This is a genomic window from Tatumella sp. UBA2305, from assembly GCF_002345795.1.
GTDB lineage: Bacteria > Pseudomonadota > Gammaproteobacteria > Enterobacterales > Enterobacteriaceae > Tatumella > Tatumella morbirosei.
Window position 1 is genome coordinate 173126 of record NZ_DDVT01000023.1, and the last position, 15080, is coordinate 188205.

The following is a 15080-nucleotide window of genomic DNA, read 5'->3' on the forward strand; positions in this document are numbered from 1 at the left end:
GAAGTAAAACAAACCACCCGATAAGTCAATAATTTTGTCATTTCACTCGCCTGAATCAGACCGCGCATTGATTCTTTAATGTCGACCAAACACCATAAATCTACAACATTCTTGCCGGAATATTCCGATCAGGTCACTATAAATTATCAATATATCAGCAGATCATTCTGCGATCTTTTTTTCGATATCATGCAATAAACGATGCAGCATTGCGCTATCCCGCTGCTCCAGTAACCCCAGTCTTTGATCCAACCAGTCGGCCATTTTCTGGTCATCACTGACCGCCAGACGCTCCAGTAACTGATGCGTTCGCTGACGCAGCGCCTGAAGTTGTTGCGGATCAGCTTCCGGCTTTGGTTTTGCTGTTACCTGCATCAGCGAAGAAAACTGATAACACAGCACCATAACCGCCTGACCCAGGTTTAATGACGGGTAGTCAACGGCCATGGGAATCCCGGTCAACACATCAGCCAGAGCCAGCTCCTCGTTGGTCAGGCCGCTTTCCTCACAACCAAAGATCAATGCCAGCCGGTTTAGCCACTGCTGTTTTTCTTTCAGCAGCGCTTCGGCCTGCTGAGGTGTTGCATAATAATGGTATCGGGCACGGCTGCGGGCCGTAGTGGCCACTGAAAAATCAACATCAGCCAGCGCAGCGGCCAAATCAGGGAACTGGCGCACATTATCCAGTATCTCGGTGGCCCCGTGAGCCACCCGATAAGCGGCAGGCTCCTGCCAGACACTGCTGTTGACAATACGTAGCTCACTAAACCCCATGGTTTTCATCGCCCGGGCCGCCGCCCCTACATTTTCGGCCCGCGCCGGAGAAACTAAAATAATCGGAAATGACATATCATCACCTTAACAATGCACGAAATAACTCAGTGTCGGCTATTTTGTCCGGTTTTATCAGAAATTTTAATCAGTTAAAGAATACGCTGAGCTAAAAAACGACAGAATACAGGAATGAATTATTTTTTTATCCCTGAATTACAATAAGTTAATCTAAAATATCACTAAATTCACTGTGGGTATCAAACACGCGCTACGGTATAATTTAGCCATTTCTCCTATAAGGAGAATAAAAAAGAGATATTTTTCACACAAGTGTTAACGTGCTACACTCAGTTTTGATATAAGTCAACGAAGCGTTTTTATTTGCTTCCTGAATGTTGTTGGTGCTGTTAGCCCGCTGTTAAAGAGGTTAGGATGAAGCGCATAAAGACCAGTTTAGGCGCATACAGACCAACTGTAATTACGTTGAAATCCGTCAGTGACATTAATCTGTGATGCATCAAGAACAAAACGTCGTAAATTGGCAATGCAGACTCATTATACGTCGACCGATATCTCAGACATCAGCACTGTATGCCTTGTATCAATTTTGATGGCAAATTTTAGGTAGCAAACCATGCAGATCCCGCAAATTCTTATCGTCGAAGACGAGCTAGTAACCCGGAATACTTTAAAGAGTATTTTCGAAGCTGAAGGATACATTGTATTCGAAGCCTCTGATGGTGCTGAAATGCATCAGTTATTGACTGACAATGATGTCAATCTGGTGATAATGGATATCAACCTGCCAGGAAAAAATGGCCTGCTGCTCGCCCGCGAACTTCGCGAACAGGCAAGTGTAGCGCTGATGTTCCTGACAGGACGTGACAATGAAGTCGACAAGATACTCGGACTGGAGATCGGTGCGGATGATTACATCACCAAACCGTTTAATCCGCGTGAACTGACAATCCGTGCCCGTAACCTGCTGTCCCGCACTATGAACCTGGCGGTCAGCAGTGAAGAACGTAAGCATGTGGAAAATTATCAGTTTAACGGCTGGACACTGGATATTAACAGCCGTTCTCTGGTCAGCCCGCAAGGTGAGCAGTACAAACTGCCACGTAGTGAATTCCGTGCCATGCTGCACTTCTGTGAGAATCCGGGCAAAATTCAGACCCGCGCTGACTTGCTGAAGAAAATGACCGGCAGAGATCTGAAACCTCATGATCGTACGGTGGATGTGACCATCCGTCGTATCCGTAAACATTTCGAGTCAAACAGTGATACGCCGGAAATCATCGCGACCATCCACGGCGAAGGTTATCGTTTTTGCGGCGAGTTAGAAGACCACTAATCTCCCGGATGCGGACTGTTATACGCTGCCCGTCGGTCTGATGACCGGCGGGCTTTTTTTACATTTTGTGCGAACAACTTAGTGCCATGGCATGATGGGAACGGCGCTGATCGCATTTTTTGGTGAACCATCAACCAGCTTGTCAGAATAGCTCAGATACACCAACGTATTCCGGGTTTTGTCATAAAAACGAACAACCTGAAGTTTCTTAAAAATCAACGAGGTGCGTTTTTTAAACACCACATCTGACTCACCGGGTTTCAGGGTGTCAGGGATAGTTACCGGCCCAACCTGCTGACAGGAAATAGCGGCATCCGCCGTATCTTCGGCCAGCCCCAGACCGCCTTTTATACCGCCGGTTTTCGCCCGACTGATATAACATGTAACATTTTTAACATCTGGATCATCAAAGGCTTCGATTACAATCTTGTGATCCGGACCAAGTAGTTTAAAAACGGTATCTACAGAGCCAATTTCCTCAGCATGTACAACGCCATTAAGAGCGAAAAGTACGCAGCCGGCTGCCGCAAATTTGTTGATAAAAAACTGTAGTTTTTTGATTTTCATTAAGTTATCGCTTATTAGGTGATTACTGAATAATCAATATAAGGTTACTATTGATACCTTCAAATATTCCTTTGTCGCACTGAATTATTGTAACAACAGGAAACGGTATAATTACGCCCTTTCCTGTTTTTTTTGCATTTAATGCTACTCTTAGCTTTATGAAGGTTGCCTGATCAATTATGCCAACCAGGACTGTGAGGATGTAATATGGACCAAGCTGGTATCATTCGCGATTTGCTTGTCTGGCTGGAGAGCCATCTGGATCAACCCTTATCTCTGGATAATGTTGCCTTTAAGGCCGGATACTCCAAATGGCATTTACAGCGGATGTTTAAAAACGTAACAGGTCATGCTATCGGCGCTTATATTCGGGCCAGACGCCTGTCTAAAGCTGCTGTTGCACTGAGACTCACCAGTCGCCCTATTCTGGATATTGCTCTGCAATACCGGTTTGATTCTCAGCAAACGTTCACCCGTGCTTTTAAAAAACAGTTTAATCAGACGCCTGCCGGTTATCGTCGCGCCTCTGACTGGAACTCCTTTGGGTTACGCCCACCGATTCGCATGGGTGAGTTTTCAATGCCTCAACCAACGTATGTTACGTTGCCGGAAACGATACTGATGGGGCAGACTCAGAGTTACAGCTGCACTCTTGAACAGATTTCTGTTTATCGGGCGGAAATGCGTGGCCATTTTTGGCGCCAGTTCCTGCATGACACCGATGCACCTCATATTTTATATGGACTCCATCAGGTGCGTAGCAGTGTGGATAAAGAAGATGAACAGGAAATTCTTTATACCACAGCGGTCACCGAAAGCGATTCAGGGCAAAGCCTGCAATCGGCACAGAAGATCATTCTGGAAGGTGGTGAATACGTTCAGTTCAGCTATAAAGGCCCGAAAGAACAACTCCAGGACTTTATCCTGGTATTGTACAGCACCTGTATGCCGACGCTGGGGCTGACCCGTCGTGCCGGCCAGGATATTGAACGCTTCTATACCCCGGGCGGAAAACTGACTAAGGAAAATACCGCGGAACTTCACTGCGAATATTTGATTCCTATCCGCAACGAAGCCCGACGCGTAGCCTGACAAACCACCCGCCCCCGGATTCTGTGAATCCGGGGGCGGGTGGTTTAACGCTGTAGTTCATCCAGCGCATCTGCTGTTAAATGCGCGACATCTCCGGCAGTTTCGACGACCCAGCCATTAGCCAGCCATTCACTGTGCTGATAATCCACTCTTGACAGCGAACAGTTACGTAGCCGTAAGCGCCTTTCAGCATAAGCCGGCAGTCCCAGCAGCGTACTAATTAACGACCCCAAAGCCATACCATGGCTCACCAGTACCGGGCGACTGCCAGACGGCAGTTCACGGCAGGCATCCAGCGCTTGCTGCATACGACCAGCCAGTTCAGTCATACTTTCTCCGCCGGGAATACGCCCCTGTTCGGTGCCATCCACCAGCGACTTACGCCATCCTTCTTCTTCGGCGGACAGCTCGCTCAGTCGACGGGTTTCCAGTATTCCCATATTCAGTTCCCGTAACCGGCTGTCGGTAACCACCGGACACTGACAGTACTGCGCAATAATCTCCGCAGTCTGGCGGGTCCGGCCTAAGTCACTGCTAATAATATGCGTGATACCATAAGACTGAAGTCGCTCTCCTACCTGTTTTGCCTGCTGCTCTCCTTGTGGGGTCAACGGGCTATCGCTTTGTCCCTGCAGACGACGTTCGGTATTCCACAGGGTTTCACCATGACGAACCAGAAAGACTTGTAGCATGTTACCTATCCATTATACTGAGTCAGTGCAACCATCTGCCCTGAGAGTTTAACTATTATGTACCATGTTGTCGCCGCTACCAGCAACCCGGCAAAAATCAGCGCTATCCTACAAGCTTTTGAGGATGTTTTCGGTACCGGTCAATGCCAGGTTTCAGGTTCAGAAACCGACAGCGGTGTTTCAGCGCAACCCATGAGTGATGAAGAAACCCGTAAAGGCGCCCGTCAACGCGTGGCAAATGCCCGCCATCGGCAGCCACGGGCTGATTTCTGGGTCGCTATTGAGGCGGGTATAGATGGTCAGCAGGCATTCGCCTGGATGGTGGTAGAAAATGCCTCACAGCGGGGTGAATCTCGTTCTGCCAGCTTTTTATTGCCTGCCGCGGTGTCTGAACAACTTCATCAGGGCCGTGAACTGGGTGACGTGATGGCACAACTGACCGGCATTGCCAATATCAAACAAAAAGGTGGGGCGATTGGCGCGCTGACTGAAGGCCGGCTCACCCGGACATCCGTCTATCATCAGGCTCTGCTGCTGGCATTATGTCCGCTGCTACATCCTTACTACAGCGAATCACCCTTTAGCGATAACTGACTCTCAAGCCATTGCCGGAATCCGGCCGGCGACTCTTTCAGGCTGTTAGACCCCCGGGTAATGGTGGCTATGCCAACACCTAACTGATCTTTTAGCTGCCGTTGGCTCATTTCACCACGCATCAACTCTTCAATAATTCTTAGCCGGGTCGCCAGTGCTTCCCGTTCATCCGGAGTCATCATCAGCTGCAGTAATGCCTCTGTCTGCTGATCGTCCACTGCCTGCTTCAGTAAGCTGACAACACGCGGCCAGTTAAACTCAAAGTTTTCTTCTGCATTGGCAGTGGGCAACATAGACGGCTTCCGTACTCATTAATGAGTACGGAAGCATAGCATACTCAATAGCGGCGATTCCACTCCGTATCCTGTAACAGTTTGCCAGGCTGGCCCATGAAGTAACGATAGTAAGCATCATAAGCCAGGACATTCTTCACATAGTTTCGTGTTTCGGCAAAAGGGATGGTTTCGATAAACCCGACAGCATCCAGCTTACCACCACTCACTGCCAGCCACCTTCTGACTCTGCCTGGCCCTGCATTATAAGCCGCAGAAGCAAAAATGCGGTTATCATCAAACTGTCGGTACACATAATCCAGATATTGCATTCCAATCTGGATATTCATTTGCGGATCCAGCAACTGGCTGCTGTTCACGTAGTTACTGACCGGGAACATTTTAACGGTATGTGCCGCAGTCGCAGGCATAACCTGCATCAGTCCACTGGCGCCCACCGGTGAACGAATTTTCGGGTTCCATGCACTTTCCTGACGAGAAATCGCCATCGCATAACTCACCGGAATAGCCTTTCCGGCAGAATATTGTTGGTAGTATTGTTGCCAGGCCAACGGGAAACGTTCTTTCAGGCTGTCCCACATTTTCGCGGTGATAGTGGCCTGGACACTCAAATCCCACCAGTTCTGCTCACTGGCATAACGAGCCAGCATTTTTTGTTGCTCAGGGGGTTTACTACTGATGAGGTTAGCCCATTCGCTTCGGGCCAAATTATCCATGCCCCAGTACATCAGCTCTCTGACACGGGCTATCTCAGCGCCGCTGGCAACCTGGGCCGTCGGTGCAGGCGCCGGATCAATGGTCAGCCTGTAAGGTACGCCCAGTTTTTGGGCCGCTACCATGGGATAAAAGCCACGTTTCTGTGTCAACTCACTGAGTAGTTGATCGCCTTCCTGTTTACGTCCCTGCTCCAGTAACAAACACGCCTGCCAGTATTGCCATTCGTCCTTTTGCTTAGCCTCGACGGGTAACCTGGCAATCCAGGTATTCAGCCCACGGTGATCATTATCAGAAATAGCCTGACGGATGCGTCGTTCGATAAGGGAGGTAGAATCGCTGTCCATGACAACAGCATCCCGCCAGCGCATCTGTTCCGTTGTCACATCACTGCCCATAAATTGCCAGGCCACCGCCTCCTTCATTGCCTGAGCTTCTGAATCAGACATTTTCTGAGCAGAGACCAGTGTCGGGATCAACGAACGGGCATTTTCGGCATCCTGTCGTGCCAGTCGGCTGAAAGCAATCAGGGTTATCTGCCGGCTGAAATCACTGGGTGAAACCGTAGTGGCAAAACTACTCACCGTCTGAGGGTTCTGTCCGAGCGTCGACAGAGCTGCTGCCACGGTCGCATAATTCACCGGCAACATCGTAATCAGGTGACGCACCAGTGAATCATTGCCGGCTTTAAAGGCCAGAATCAGGCGTTGTAATATCGCCTGTGGACTGAATTGTGCCGATGATTGCCAGGCGGTAAATAATGCATCACAGCTGTCAGGTAAATTTGCCCCGGTCAGCCACAATTTTTTTGCCCCCTCCCAGGCCAGTTGCTGATTCCCGGTAGCCCAGTTTGCGTAATACCAGTTGCACTGGGCCTGCACCGGTGCCGGGCGGGTCGGACTGAAGCTTAATAATCCCTGCCAGTCCTGGCGTCTTGCCAGTTCGTTTACAAAGCGGTTTTTCAGGCTACGGGCGGAAGGCAATGTCGGATACTGGTTGGCAAAATTGCTGATTGCCAGAGAGGTTTCCTGATTCAAATCCTGGGAGAGTAGTCGATACTCAAGATAAGGATAGAGTGGATAATCTTTCAGTGATGGCATCATCTGCGCCACCACATCCATTTGGTTGTTATCCCAGGCCTGCTTAATTTGCTGGTATCGCTGACGTTGTTGATCTAATGAATCTGCCTGACTGAGACCGGCAACCCCTGTCAGACAGAGACCCAATACCCAATGCTTCCAATTAATCACACGCTTCTCCTCGTTTACCCGCCACATATCAGCAGACCCGCTGACAGGTTCCCATGCTAGCGGGTTAAATGATGACTTACTATCATCTGCCAAAAATTTACTCAGTCTGACGTTCGTTGGCACATTTTTGTGCGAAAGCATGGCAAAAATTTGCACCATCCGCAGGCGGGCGTGCGCCAAAAATGCTCAACTCCGGGCATCAGGTTCCTCAGGAAAAACCACTTAAATAATATAATTCATATAGTTATAAATATGGCACACTCTTTGCTGAGATGAATACCATCTGGTATACATGATGGAATTCATATGACCTCTCTACGCGCAGGACTTACCCTTGGACAGTGGACTGACCATTGTCGGCAGCACCCTCAGCAGTTGGCTGACATTCTGAATCAGTGGCTGGCCACCTTTGACCCACAGGATCCGGCATGGATAAGTGTCGCGACCCCGGCGCAGATTACCGCCCAGGTCAGCGAAATTCTGCCGCGTTTCCTGCAGGACCCGGCTTCCCTGCCGCTATTCGGCGTGTTGTTTGCAGTTAAAGATAATATTGATGTTGCCGGTTTTGACACCACCGCTGCCTGCCCCGCGTTCAGTTATGTGGCTGACAATGATGCCGAAGTCGTAGCCCGCCTGAAGTCTGCCGGCGCCATCGTCGCCGGGAAAACTAATCTGGACCAGTTCGCTACAGGGTTGGTCGGGACCCGTTCCCCTTATGGCGAAGTCCCTAACAGTTTTAATCCTGAATATGTCAGCGGCGGTTCCAGTTCCGGTTCTGCATCAGTGGTGGCCCGTGGTCTGGTGCCTTTCTCTCTGGGCACCGATACCGCCGGTTCCGGACGTGTACCCGCCGGATTCAATAACATTGTCGGTCTGAAACCGACTAAGGGTTGGCTCTCTGCCTCAGGGGTTGTCCCGGCCTGTCGCCTGATTGATACCATTTCCGTATTTGCGCTCACCACCGAAGATGCCTGGCAGGTCGCCAGCCTCGCCGGAGGTTATGACAGTGGAGACAGCTATTCCCGCTCTTCCCCGCATACGGCTCCGGCTGCCCTGCCAGCTGCCCCGAAATTTGCCATCCCCGCCAGTCCGGAATTTTTTGGTGATGAGCAGGCCCGGGCCGCCTGGGACAACGCATTAACCGACCTTCAGGCTTGTGGTGCCACCTTATCGGCGATCGATTTCACACTGTTTCACCGGCTGGCAGAGCAGTTATATAACGGCCCCTGGGTTGCGGAACGAACAGCGGCTGTCGGTGAAATGTTACAGCACCCGGACAAACTCGATCCGGTGGTCTACGGCATTGTCAGACAGGGTGAAAAATTTACAGCCACCGATGCCTGGAAGGCTGAATACCTGCGCTCCGAACTGAGCCGACAGATTCAGCAAACACTGGCACAGTTCGACGGACTGGTGGTACCGACGTCCCCCACTATCCGTACCCGTCAGCAAATGCAACAGGAACCGGTGAAATACAACGCACAGTTTGGTACCTACACCAACTTCACCAATCTGGCCGATCTCTGTGCACTGGCCTTGCCTGCCGGTTTTCGGGCTGACGGACTGCCTGCCGGGATCACACTGATTGCCCCCGCCTGGTACGATCGGGCACTGGCTGACTTTGGCTTACGCTGGCAACAGCAGCAACAACTGTCGCCGGGGGCCACCGGACTCCCGGCCCCGGAAACAGCGGCTTCTCTGCCGGCATCTGCTGATCACGTCCGTATTGCGGTGGTCGGCGCTCATCTGACAGGTATGCCGCTCAATTACCAGCTCACCACCCGTCAGGCTGTGCTGGTGGAAGAAACCACGACTGCCGCGCAGTACCGACTGTATGCCCTGAGTGGCGGAGCGATTAAAAAACCAGGCCTGGTTCGTGATGACAGTGGTGCCGCCATTATCGTCGAACTCTGGGATATCCCACTGGCCCGTTATGGTGAGTTCGTTGCTGAGATCCCTGCTCCTTTAGGGATTGGCACTCTCACACTGGCCGATGGACGCACGGTCCAGGGGTTTGTCTGCGAACCTTACGCATTGAGTAACGCCCTTGATATCACCGAAACAGGTGGCTGGCGCCGCTGGTTAAGCTCACAGGAGACCCGTTAATCATGTTTGATACCGTACTGATTGCTAACCGCGGTGAAATCGCCTGCCGTGCACTGAAAACCCTCAAACGTCTGGGAATTCGCAGCGTCACAGTCTATTCCGATGCGGATAAAAATGCCCCGCATGTGAAAGAAGCCGACGAGGCGATTGCCCTGGGCGGGGATAAACCGACCGACAGCTATCTGTCGATAGAGAAAGTTTTACAGGCCGCCCGACAGAGCGGCGCCCAGGCTATCTGGCCAGGGTACGGATTTTTATCAGAAAGTCTGCCGTTTGCCGCCGCCTGCGAAAAAGCCGGCATCGTGTTTATTGGTCCAACGGCCCATCAGATTGGTGAGTTTGGTTTAAAACACCGGGCGCGGGAGCTGGCTGCCACGGCCGGTGTCCCCATGACCCCGGGCACTCCGCTACTGAGTTCACTGCCAGAAGCATTGCAGGCCGCCGCGACTATCGGTTATCCGGTGATGCTGAAAAGTACCGCGGGCGGCGGCGGTATCGGAATGACCCGCTGTGCTGATGAGTCGGCGTTATCCGACGCCTGGGAAGGTGTTCGCCGGCTGGGTGCACAATTCTTTAATGATGCAGGTGTATTTCTTGAACGTTGTATCGATCAGGCACGGCATATTGAAGTCCAGATTTTCGGGGATGGTCAGGGCAAGGTCGTTGCCCTCGGTGAACGTGATTGCTCCCTGCAACGCCGTAATCAGAAAGTCGTTGAGGAAACCCCTGCACCTCACCTGCCACCAGAAACCCGCCGCACGTTACTGGAAAGTGCTGTCCGGCTCGGGGAAAGTGTGAATTACCGCAGCGCAGGTACTGTCGAATACATCTATGACGGTGCTCAGGATAAATTCTATTTCCTGGAAGTGAACACCCGACTCCAGGTAGAACACCCGGTCACCGAATCGGTCACAGGGCTGGATCTGGTCGCCTGTATGTTACAGGTCGCGGCCGGCGAAACACCAGACTGGCAGGCCATGGCCAAAGCGCCTCAGGGAGCGGCCATCGAAGTACGTCTGTATGCAGAAGATCCACTGAAAAACTTTCAGCCTTCTCCCGGAACCCTGACGGATGTCAGTTTCCCGGATAATGTGAGGGTCGATGGCTGGGTCAGTACCGGTACCGAAGTCTCCGCCTGGTATGATCCGCTGTTGGCAAAACTGATTGTTCACGCCGATACCCGTGAAGACGCCTGGGAAAAATTACGTCAGGCCCTGTCAGAAACCCGGATTCAGGGTATTGCCTCAAATCTTGACTATCTCCGCCAGGTCATCAATACCCCTGAGTTCCGGGAAGGACGCAGCTACACTCGTTTCCTCGATAAATTTACCGCCAACGCCCATGTGGTTGAAGTGATTCAACCAGGCACCTGGAGCTCGGTGCAGGACTATCCGGGGCGTCCTGGTTACTGGGACATCGGTGTTCCACCCTCTGGCCCGATGGATGATTACGCCTTCCGGCTGGCTAACCGTATTGTGGGCAATGCCCCGGAAGCTGCAGGGCTGGAATTCACGCTGCAGGGACCCGTGTTGAAGTTCCACTGTGACAGCATTATTGCACTGACCGGCGCCCCTTCGGAAGCAACCCTGGATGATACGCCGGTCGCTTTCTGGCAACCGGTGAGCGTAAAAGCGGGTCAGACACTGACGCTCGGCCGTGCCACGTCCGGTTGCCGTACCTGCCTCGCCATACGTCACGGTTTCGATGTCCCTGTCTATCTGGGCAGCCGCTCGACCTTTGCGCTGGGACAGTTTGGTGGCCATGCCGGGCGAATTTTACGTCAGGCAGATATGCTGCCGGTATCACAGCCAGAGTTACCGGCCTGCACCACACCGCCGGCCATCAGTGAACCACAAGCCCTGCCGACAGAGATGATTCCGGAATACAGTCATCACTGGGATATCGGGGTGCTATATGGCCCGCACGGTGCTCCGGACTTTTTTACCCCGCAAGCCATCGATACCTTCTTTGCCACTGACTGGGAAGTACATTACAACTCGAACCGTTTAGGTGTCCGGCTCAGCGGCCCTAAACCGGAATGGGCCCGGGAAAATGGCGGTGAAGCCGGTCTGCACCCTTCCAATGTGCATGACTGCGAATACGCGATTGGGGCAATCAACTTCACCGGTGACTTCCCGGTCATCCTGACCCGTGACGGACCGAGTCTCGGCGGTTTTGTCTGCCCGGTGACGATTGCCAGTGCCGAGTTATGGAAGGTGGGTCAGGTGAAACCCGGCGACAAAATCCGTTTCTATCCGATCAGTTTTGATGAAGCGCAGGCACTGGAAATCGCCTGTAATCAGCAGATTGAACAACTCGCACCGGCAGCGATACCAGAGTTTGCTCCGGCTAACCTGCAACCTGTCGACGGAGTCCCGGCGACCGCCCTGGCCGCATTACCGGCACAAGGTAACCGTCCTTCCGTGGTTTACCGCCAGGCCGGTGATCACTATATCCTGATTGAGTACGGCGACAACGTGTTGGATCTGGCGTTACGCCTGCGGGTTCATCTGCTGATTGAAGCTATCCGTCAACAGGCGATCCCGGCGATCCGTGAACTGTCGCCGGGTGTCCGTTCATTGCAGATCCGCTATGACAGCCTGCAGTTATCACAGAAAGCCCTGATCGACCTGCTGCTGGATCTGGAAACCTCGCTCGGGGATGTCAGCAAGCTGAAAGTCCCTTCACGTATTGTCTGGCTGCCGATGGCTTTTGAGGACAGCGCGACTCTCGACGCAGTCAGCCGTTATCAGCAGACCGTCCGTCAGCAGGCGCCGTGGTTACCAAATAACGTGGATTTCCTGCAACGGACCAACGGGCTGGAAAACCGTGAAGAAGTTAAACGCATTCTGTTTGACGCCAGTTATCTGATTCTTGGTCTGGGCGATGTATACCTGGGAGCCCCTTGTGCAGTGCCCGTGGATCCACGTCACCGGTTACTCAGCTCTAAATATAATCCTGCCCGTACCTTTACCGCCGAAGGCACCGTCGGTATCGGCGGCATGTATATGTGTATTTATGGGATGGATTCGCCGGGCGGCTATCAGTTGGTGGGCCGTACGCTGCCTATCTGGAACAAGTATCTGAAAAACGATCAGTTCGCCGCCAACGAACCCTGGCTTTTACATTTCTTCGATCAGGTACGTTTCTACCCGGTCAGCGAAGATGAATTGCTGCAACTGCGCGACGATTTCCGTGAAGGCCGTGCCACCGTGCGCATTGAGGAAAGCGAATTTGATTACGCTGCCCATCGTCGTTTCCTGGCGGAGAACGCTGATTCTATCCGTCAGTTCCAACAACGCCAGGCCACCGCCTTTGCTGAAGAAGTGGAATTATGGAGCCGGGAGGCACTGAATTCCCCGTCAGATGATGCTCTTCCTCTGGTCGCCGAAGAAGATACCGCAGGTTTGTTGCCGGTCAACGCCGACCTCAATGGCAGTGTCTGGAAAGTCCTGGTTTCGCCAGGCGATACCATCGCTGCCGGCCAGCCGGTCGTGATTGTCGAGGCGATGAAAATGGAACTGACCATCAGCTCACCCGCCGCCGGAGTGGTCAGCCAGATTGCCTGCCAGCCAGGACGCCAGGTCGCGCCCGGAGATGTCCTGCTGTGGTTAGCCGGGGAGGAACAATGAGTTCAGTCAGTCACAGCAATAAGTCACGGCCAGAAGCTCTGGCATCACGGGTTTATCAGGCAGTAAAGGACGATATTTTCGACTTTCGCCTGCTGCCGGGTGATCGCTTCAGTGAGAACGATATTGCCGAAAAAATGCAGGTCAGCCGGACGCCGGTCCGGCAGGCACTCTACTGGCTGGCCCATGAAGGCTATCTGGAGGTCTATTTTCGCAGCGGCTGGCAGGTTAAACCGTTCGATTTTGAGTATTTCGAAGAGCTCTACGACTTCCGTACCGTACTGGAATGTGAAGCCGTGCGCCGGTTGTGCCGTTTACCGGCTGAACAGTGCCGCCAGGCATTAACCAGTCTCCAAACCTTTTGGATCGATATGCCACCACTACCACTCAGTGATGGCAAGGAGATCTCGGCCTGCGATGAAGAGTTTCATCGTGGATTACTGGATGCGGCAGGCAACCGGGAAATGGCCAAAGTTCATGCGATTGTTACCGAGAAAATTCGCATTATCCGCCGTCTGGACTTTACCCGGGAAGACAGGATCAGTGCCACTTATCGTGAGCACGCCCTGATTTTAAACCAGATTTTTCAACAAAACAGCGAGGAGGCACAGCTACTGCTCACCAGGCATATCGCAGAGAGTAAAGCGGAAGTCCGCAAAATAACACTACACATGTTACAGCAGGCAAGAACAACACCCGAGTCATAATTCGCTTATCAGGGGTATTACAATGAAAAGACGTTCATTACTTAAAGCTTTTGCTCTCTCCGCTACTGTCGTCAGTATGGGGATCAGTCTCGGCGCTTATGCTGCCGACACTATCAAAGTCGGGATTATGCATTCACTCTCCGGCACCATGGCAATTTCAGAGACGCCGTTAAAAGATGTCGCTCTGATGACCATTGATGAAATTAATGCGCACGGTGGTGTACTGGGCAAGAAACTGGAGCCAGTGGTCGTTGACCCGGCCTCCAACTGGCCATTATTCGCCGAAAAAGCCCGTCAGTTACTTAGCCAGGATAAAGTTGCCGTCGTGTTTGGCTGCTGGACTTCGGTATCCCGTAAGTCCGTTCTGCCGGTATTTGAAGAGCTTAACGGTCTGCTGTTCTATCCGGTACAGTATGAAGGCGAAGAGATGTCACCGAACGTCTTTTATACCGGCGCGGCACCTAACCAACAGGCCATCCCGGCAGTACAGTATCTGATGAGCGAAGATGGCGGCAATGTTAAACGCTTCTTCCTGCTGGGTACCGACTATGTCTACCCACGGACTACCAACAAAATCCTGCGTGCCTATCTCCATTCCAAAGGCGTTCAGGATAAAGATATTCAGGAAGTCTATACCCCGTTTGGTTACAGCGATTACCAGACTATCGTCTCTAATATCAAGAAATTCTCTGCCGGAGGTAAGACGGCGGTTATCTCTACCATCAACGGCGATTCCAACGTTCCGTTCTACAAAGAACTGGCTAACCAGGGCATAAAAGCCACCGATATCCCGGTCATGGCCTTCTCGGTGGGTGAAGAGGAACTACGTGGTATCGATACGAAACCCCTGGTCGGGGAACTGGCTGCCTGGAACTACTTTGAGTCTCTGGATAACCCGGTAAACGCTAAATTCGTTGCCGATTATCGTGCCTATGCCAAAGCTCACCATTTGCCAAACGCTGACTCCGTAGTGACTAACGACCCGATGGAAGCCACCTATGTCGGTATTCATATGTGGGCACAGGCGGTCGAAAAAGCCGGTACTACCGATGTAGATAAAGTCCGTGCAGCGATGGCCGGACAAACGTTTAAAGCCCCGGATGGATACACGCTGACCATGGACAAAACCAACCACCACCTGCATAAGCCAGTGATGATTGGCGAAGTAGAAGCCAACGGCCAGTTTAACGTGGTCTGGCAGACTGACGGTACAGTACGCGCCCAACCATGGAGCCCGTACATCGCCGGTAACGACAAGAAGCCTGATACCCCGGTCAAAGGTACGTTCTGACCATCCGCAGACCCGCT

General features: G+C 52.1%; 12 protein-coding genes. 7 read left to right on the forward strand and 5 right to left on the reverse strand.

Annotated elements, in window-relative coordinates; all coding sequences use genetic code 11:
• Nucleotides 1-162: 162 nt before the first annotated feature.
• Nucleotides 163-849: a tRNA/rRNA methyltransferase gene (locus B3Z23_RS16460; RefSeq protein ID WP_294912238.1), complete on the reverse strand. Its 687-nt coding sequence runs from the start codon at nt 847-849 to the stop codon at nt 163-165.
• Nucleotides 850-1408: 559 nt separating this feature from the next.
• Here B3Z23_RS16460 and arcA point away from each other — a divergent pair.
• On the forward strand, nt 1409-2128 hold the full coding sequence (gene arcA, locus B3Z23_RS16465; RefSeq protein ID WP_038023193.1) for a two-component system response regulator ArcA: 720 nt from the start codon (nt 1409-1411) through the stop codon (nt 2126-2128).
• Nucleotides 2129-2206: 78 nt separating this feature from the next.
• On the opposite strand, the gene creA is transcribed toward arcA, so the two are convergent.
• Complete coding sequence (creA, locus tag B3Z23_RS16470) at nt 2207-2695, reverse strand: protein CreA (protein WP_294912240.1); 489 nt, start codon at nt 2693-2695, stop codon at nt 2207-2209.
• Between the two features lie 207 nt (nt 2696-2902).
• Here creA and robA point away from each other — a divergent pair, with 207 nt between their 5' ends.
• Nucleotides 2903-3787 (forward strand): MDR efflux pump AcrAB transcriptional activator RobA, encoded by an 885-nt coding sequence (gene robA / locus B3Z23_RS16475; RefSeq protein WP_294912241.1) that lies wholly within the window; start codon nt 2903-2905, stop codon nt 3785-3787.
• A gap of 44 nt (nt 3788-3831) precedes the next feature.
• Here robA and gpmB read toward each other — a convergent pair whose 3' ends face one another.
• Nucleotides 3832-4479, reverse strand: coding sequence for a 2,3-diphosphoglycerate-dependent phosphoglycerate mutase GpmB (gene gpmB / locus B3Z23_RS16480; RefSeq protein ID WP_038023199.1), 648 nt, complete (start codon nt 4477-4479; stop codon nt 3832-3834).
• A 57-nt stretch (nt 4480-4536) separates the two neighbouring features.
• Here gpmB and yjjX point away from each other — a divergent pair, with 57 nt between their 5' ends.
• Nucleotides 4537-5073, forward strand: coding sequence for an inosine/xanthosine triphosphatase (gene yjjX / locus B3Z23_RS16485; RefSeq protein WP_294912244.1), 537 nt, complete (start codon nt 4537-4539; stop codon nt 5071-5073).
• Here the strand turns inward: yjjX and trpR are convergent.
• On the reverse strand, nt 5043-5366 hold the full coding sequence (gene trpR / locus B3Z23_RS16490) for a trp operon repressor (protein WP_294912246.1): 324 nt from the start codon (nt 5364-5366) through the stop codon (nt 5043-5045). The genes yjjX and trpR overlap by 31 nt on opposite strands.
• A 44-nt stretch (nt 5367-5410) precedes the next feature.
• Nucleotides 5411-7357 carry a murein transglycosylase gene (gene sltY, locus B3Z23_RS16495; protein WP_414716504.1) on the reverse strand — a complete coding sequence of 649 codons (1947 nt, stop codon included), beginning with the start codon at nt 7355-7357 and terminating at the stop codon, nt 5411-5413.
• A gap of 279 nt (nt 7358-7636) precedes the next feature.
• Here sltY and atzF point away from each other — a divergent pair, with 279 nt between their 5' ends.
• From atzF to urtA, 4 genes are read left to right on the forward strand one after another with little or no spacing between them, the layout of a single operon-like run.
• Nucleotides 7637-9436, forward strand: coding sequence for an allophanate hydrolase (gene atzF, locus B3Z23_RS16500; protein WP_294912248.1), 1800 nt, complete (start codon nt 7637-7639; stop codon nt 9434-9436).
• Nucleotides 9437-9438: 2 nt separating this feature from the next.
• Nucleotides 9439-13068 carry an urea carboxylase gene (uca, locus tag B3Z23_RS16505; protein WP_294912250.1) on the forward strand — a complete coding sequence of 1210 codons (3630 nt, stop codon included), beginning with the start codon at nt 9439-9441 and terminating at the stop codon, nt 13066-13068.
• Entirely contained in the window at nt 13065-13772 is a 708-nt protein-coding gene (locus B3Z23_RS16510; RefSeq protein ID WP_294912251.1) for a GntR family transcriptional regulator, read from the forward strand. The genes uca and B3Z23_RS16510 overlap by 4 nt, the downstream gene beginning before the upstream one ends.
• A 22-nt stretch (nt 13773-13794) precedes the next feature.
• On the forward strand, nt 13795-15063 hold the full coding sequence (gene urtA / locus B3Z23_RS16515) for an urea ABC transporter substrate-binding protein (RefSeq protein WP_038023210.1): 1269 nt from the start codon (nt 13795-13797) through the stop codon (nt 15061-15063).
• Nucleotides 15064-15080 lie beyond the last annotated feature (17 nt).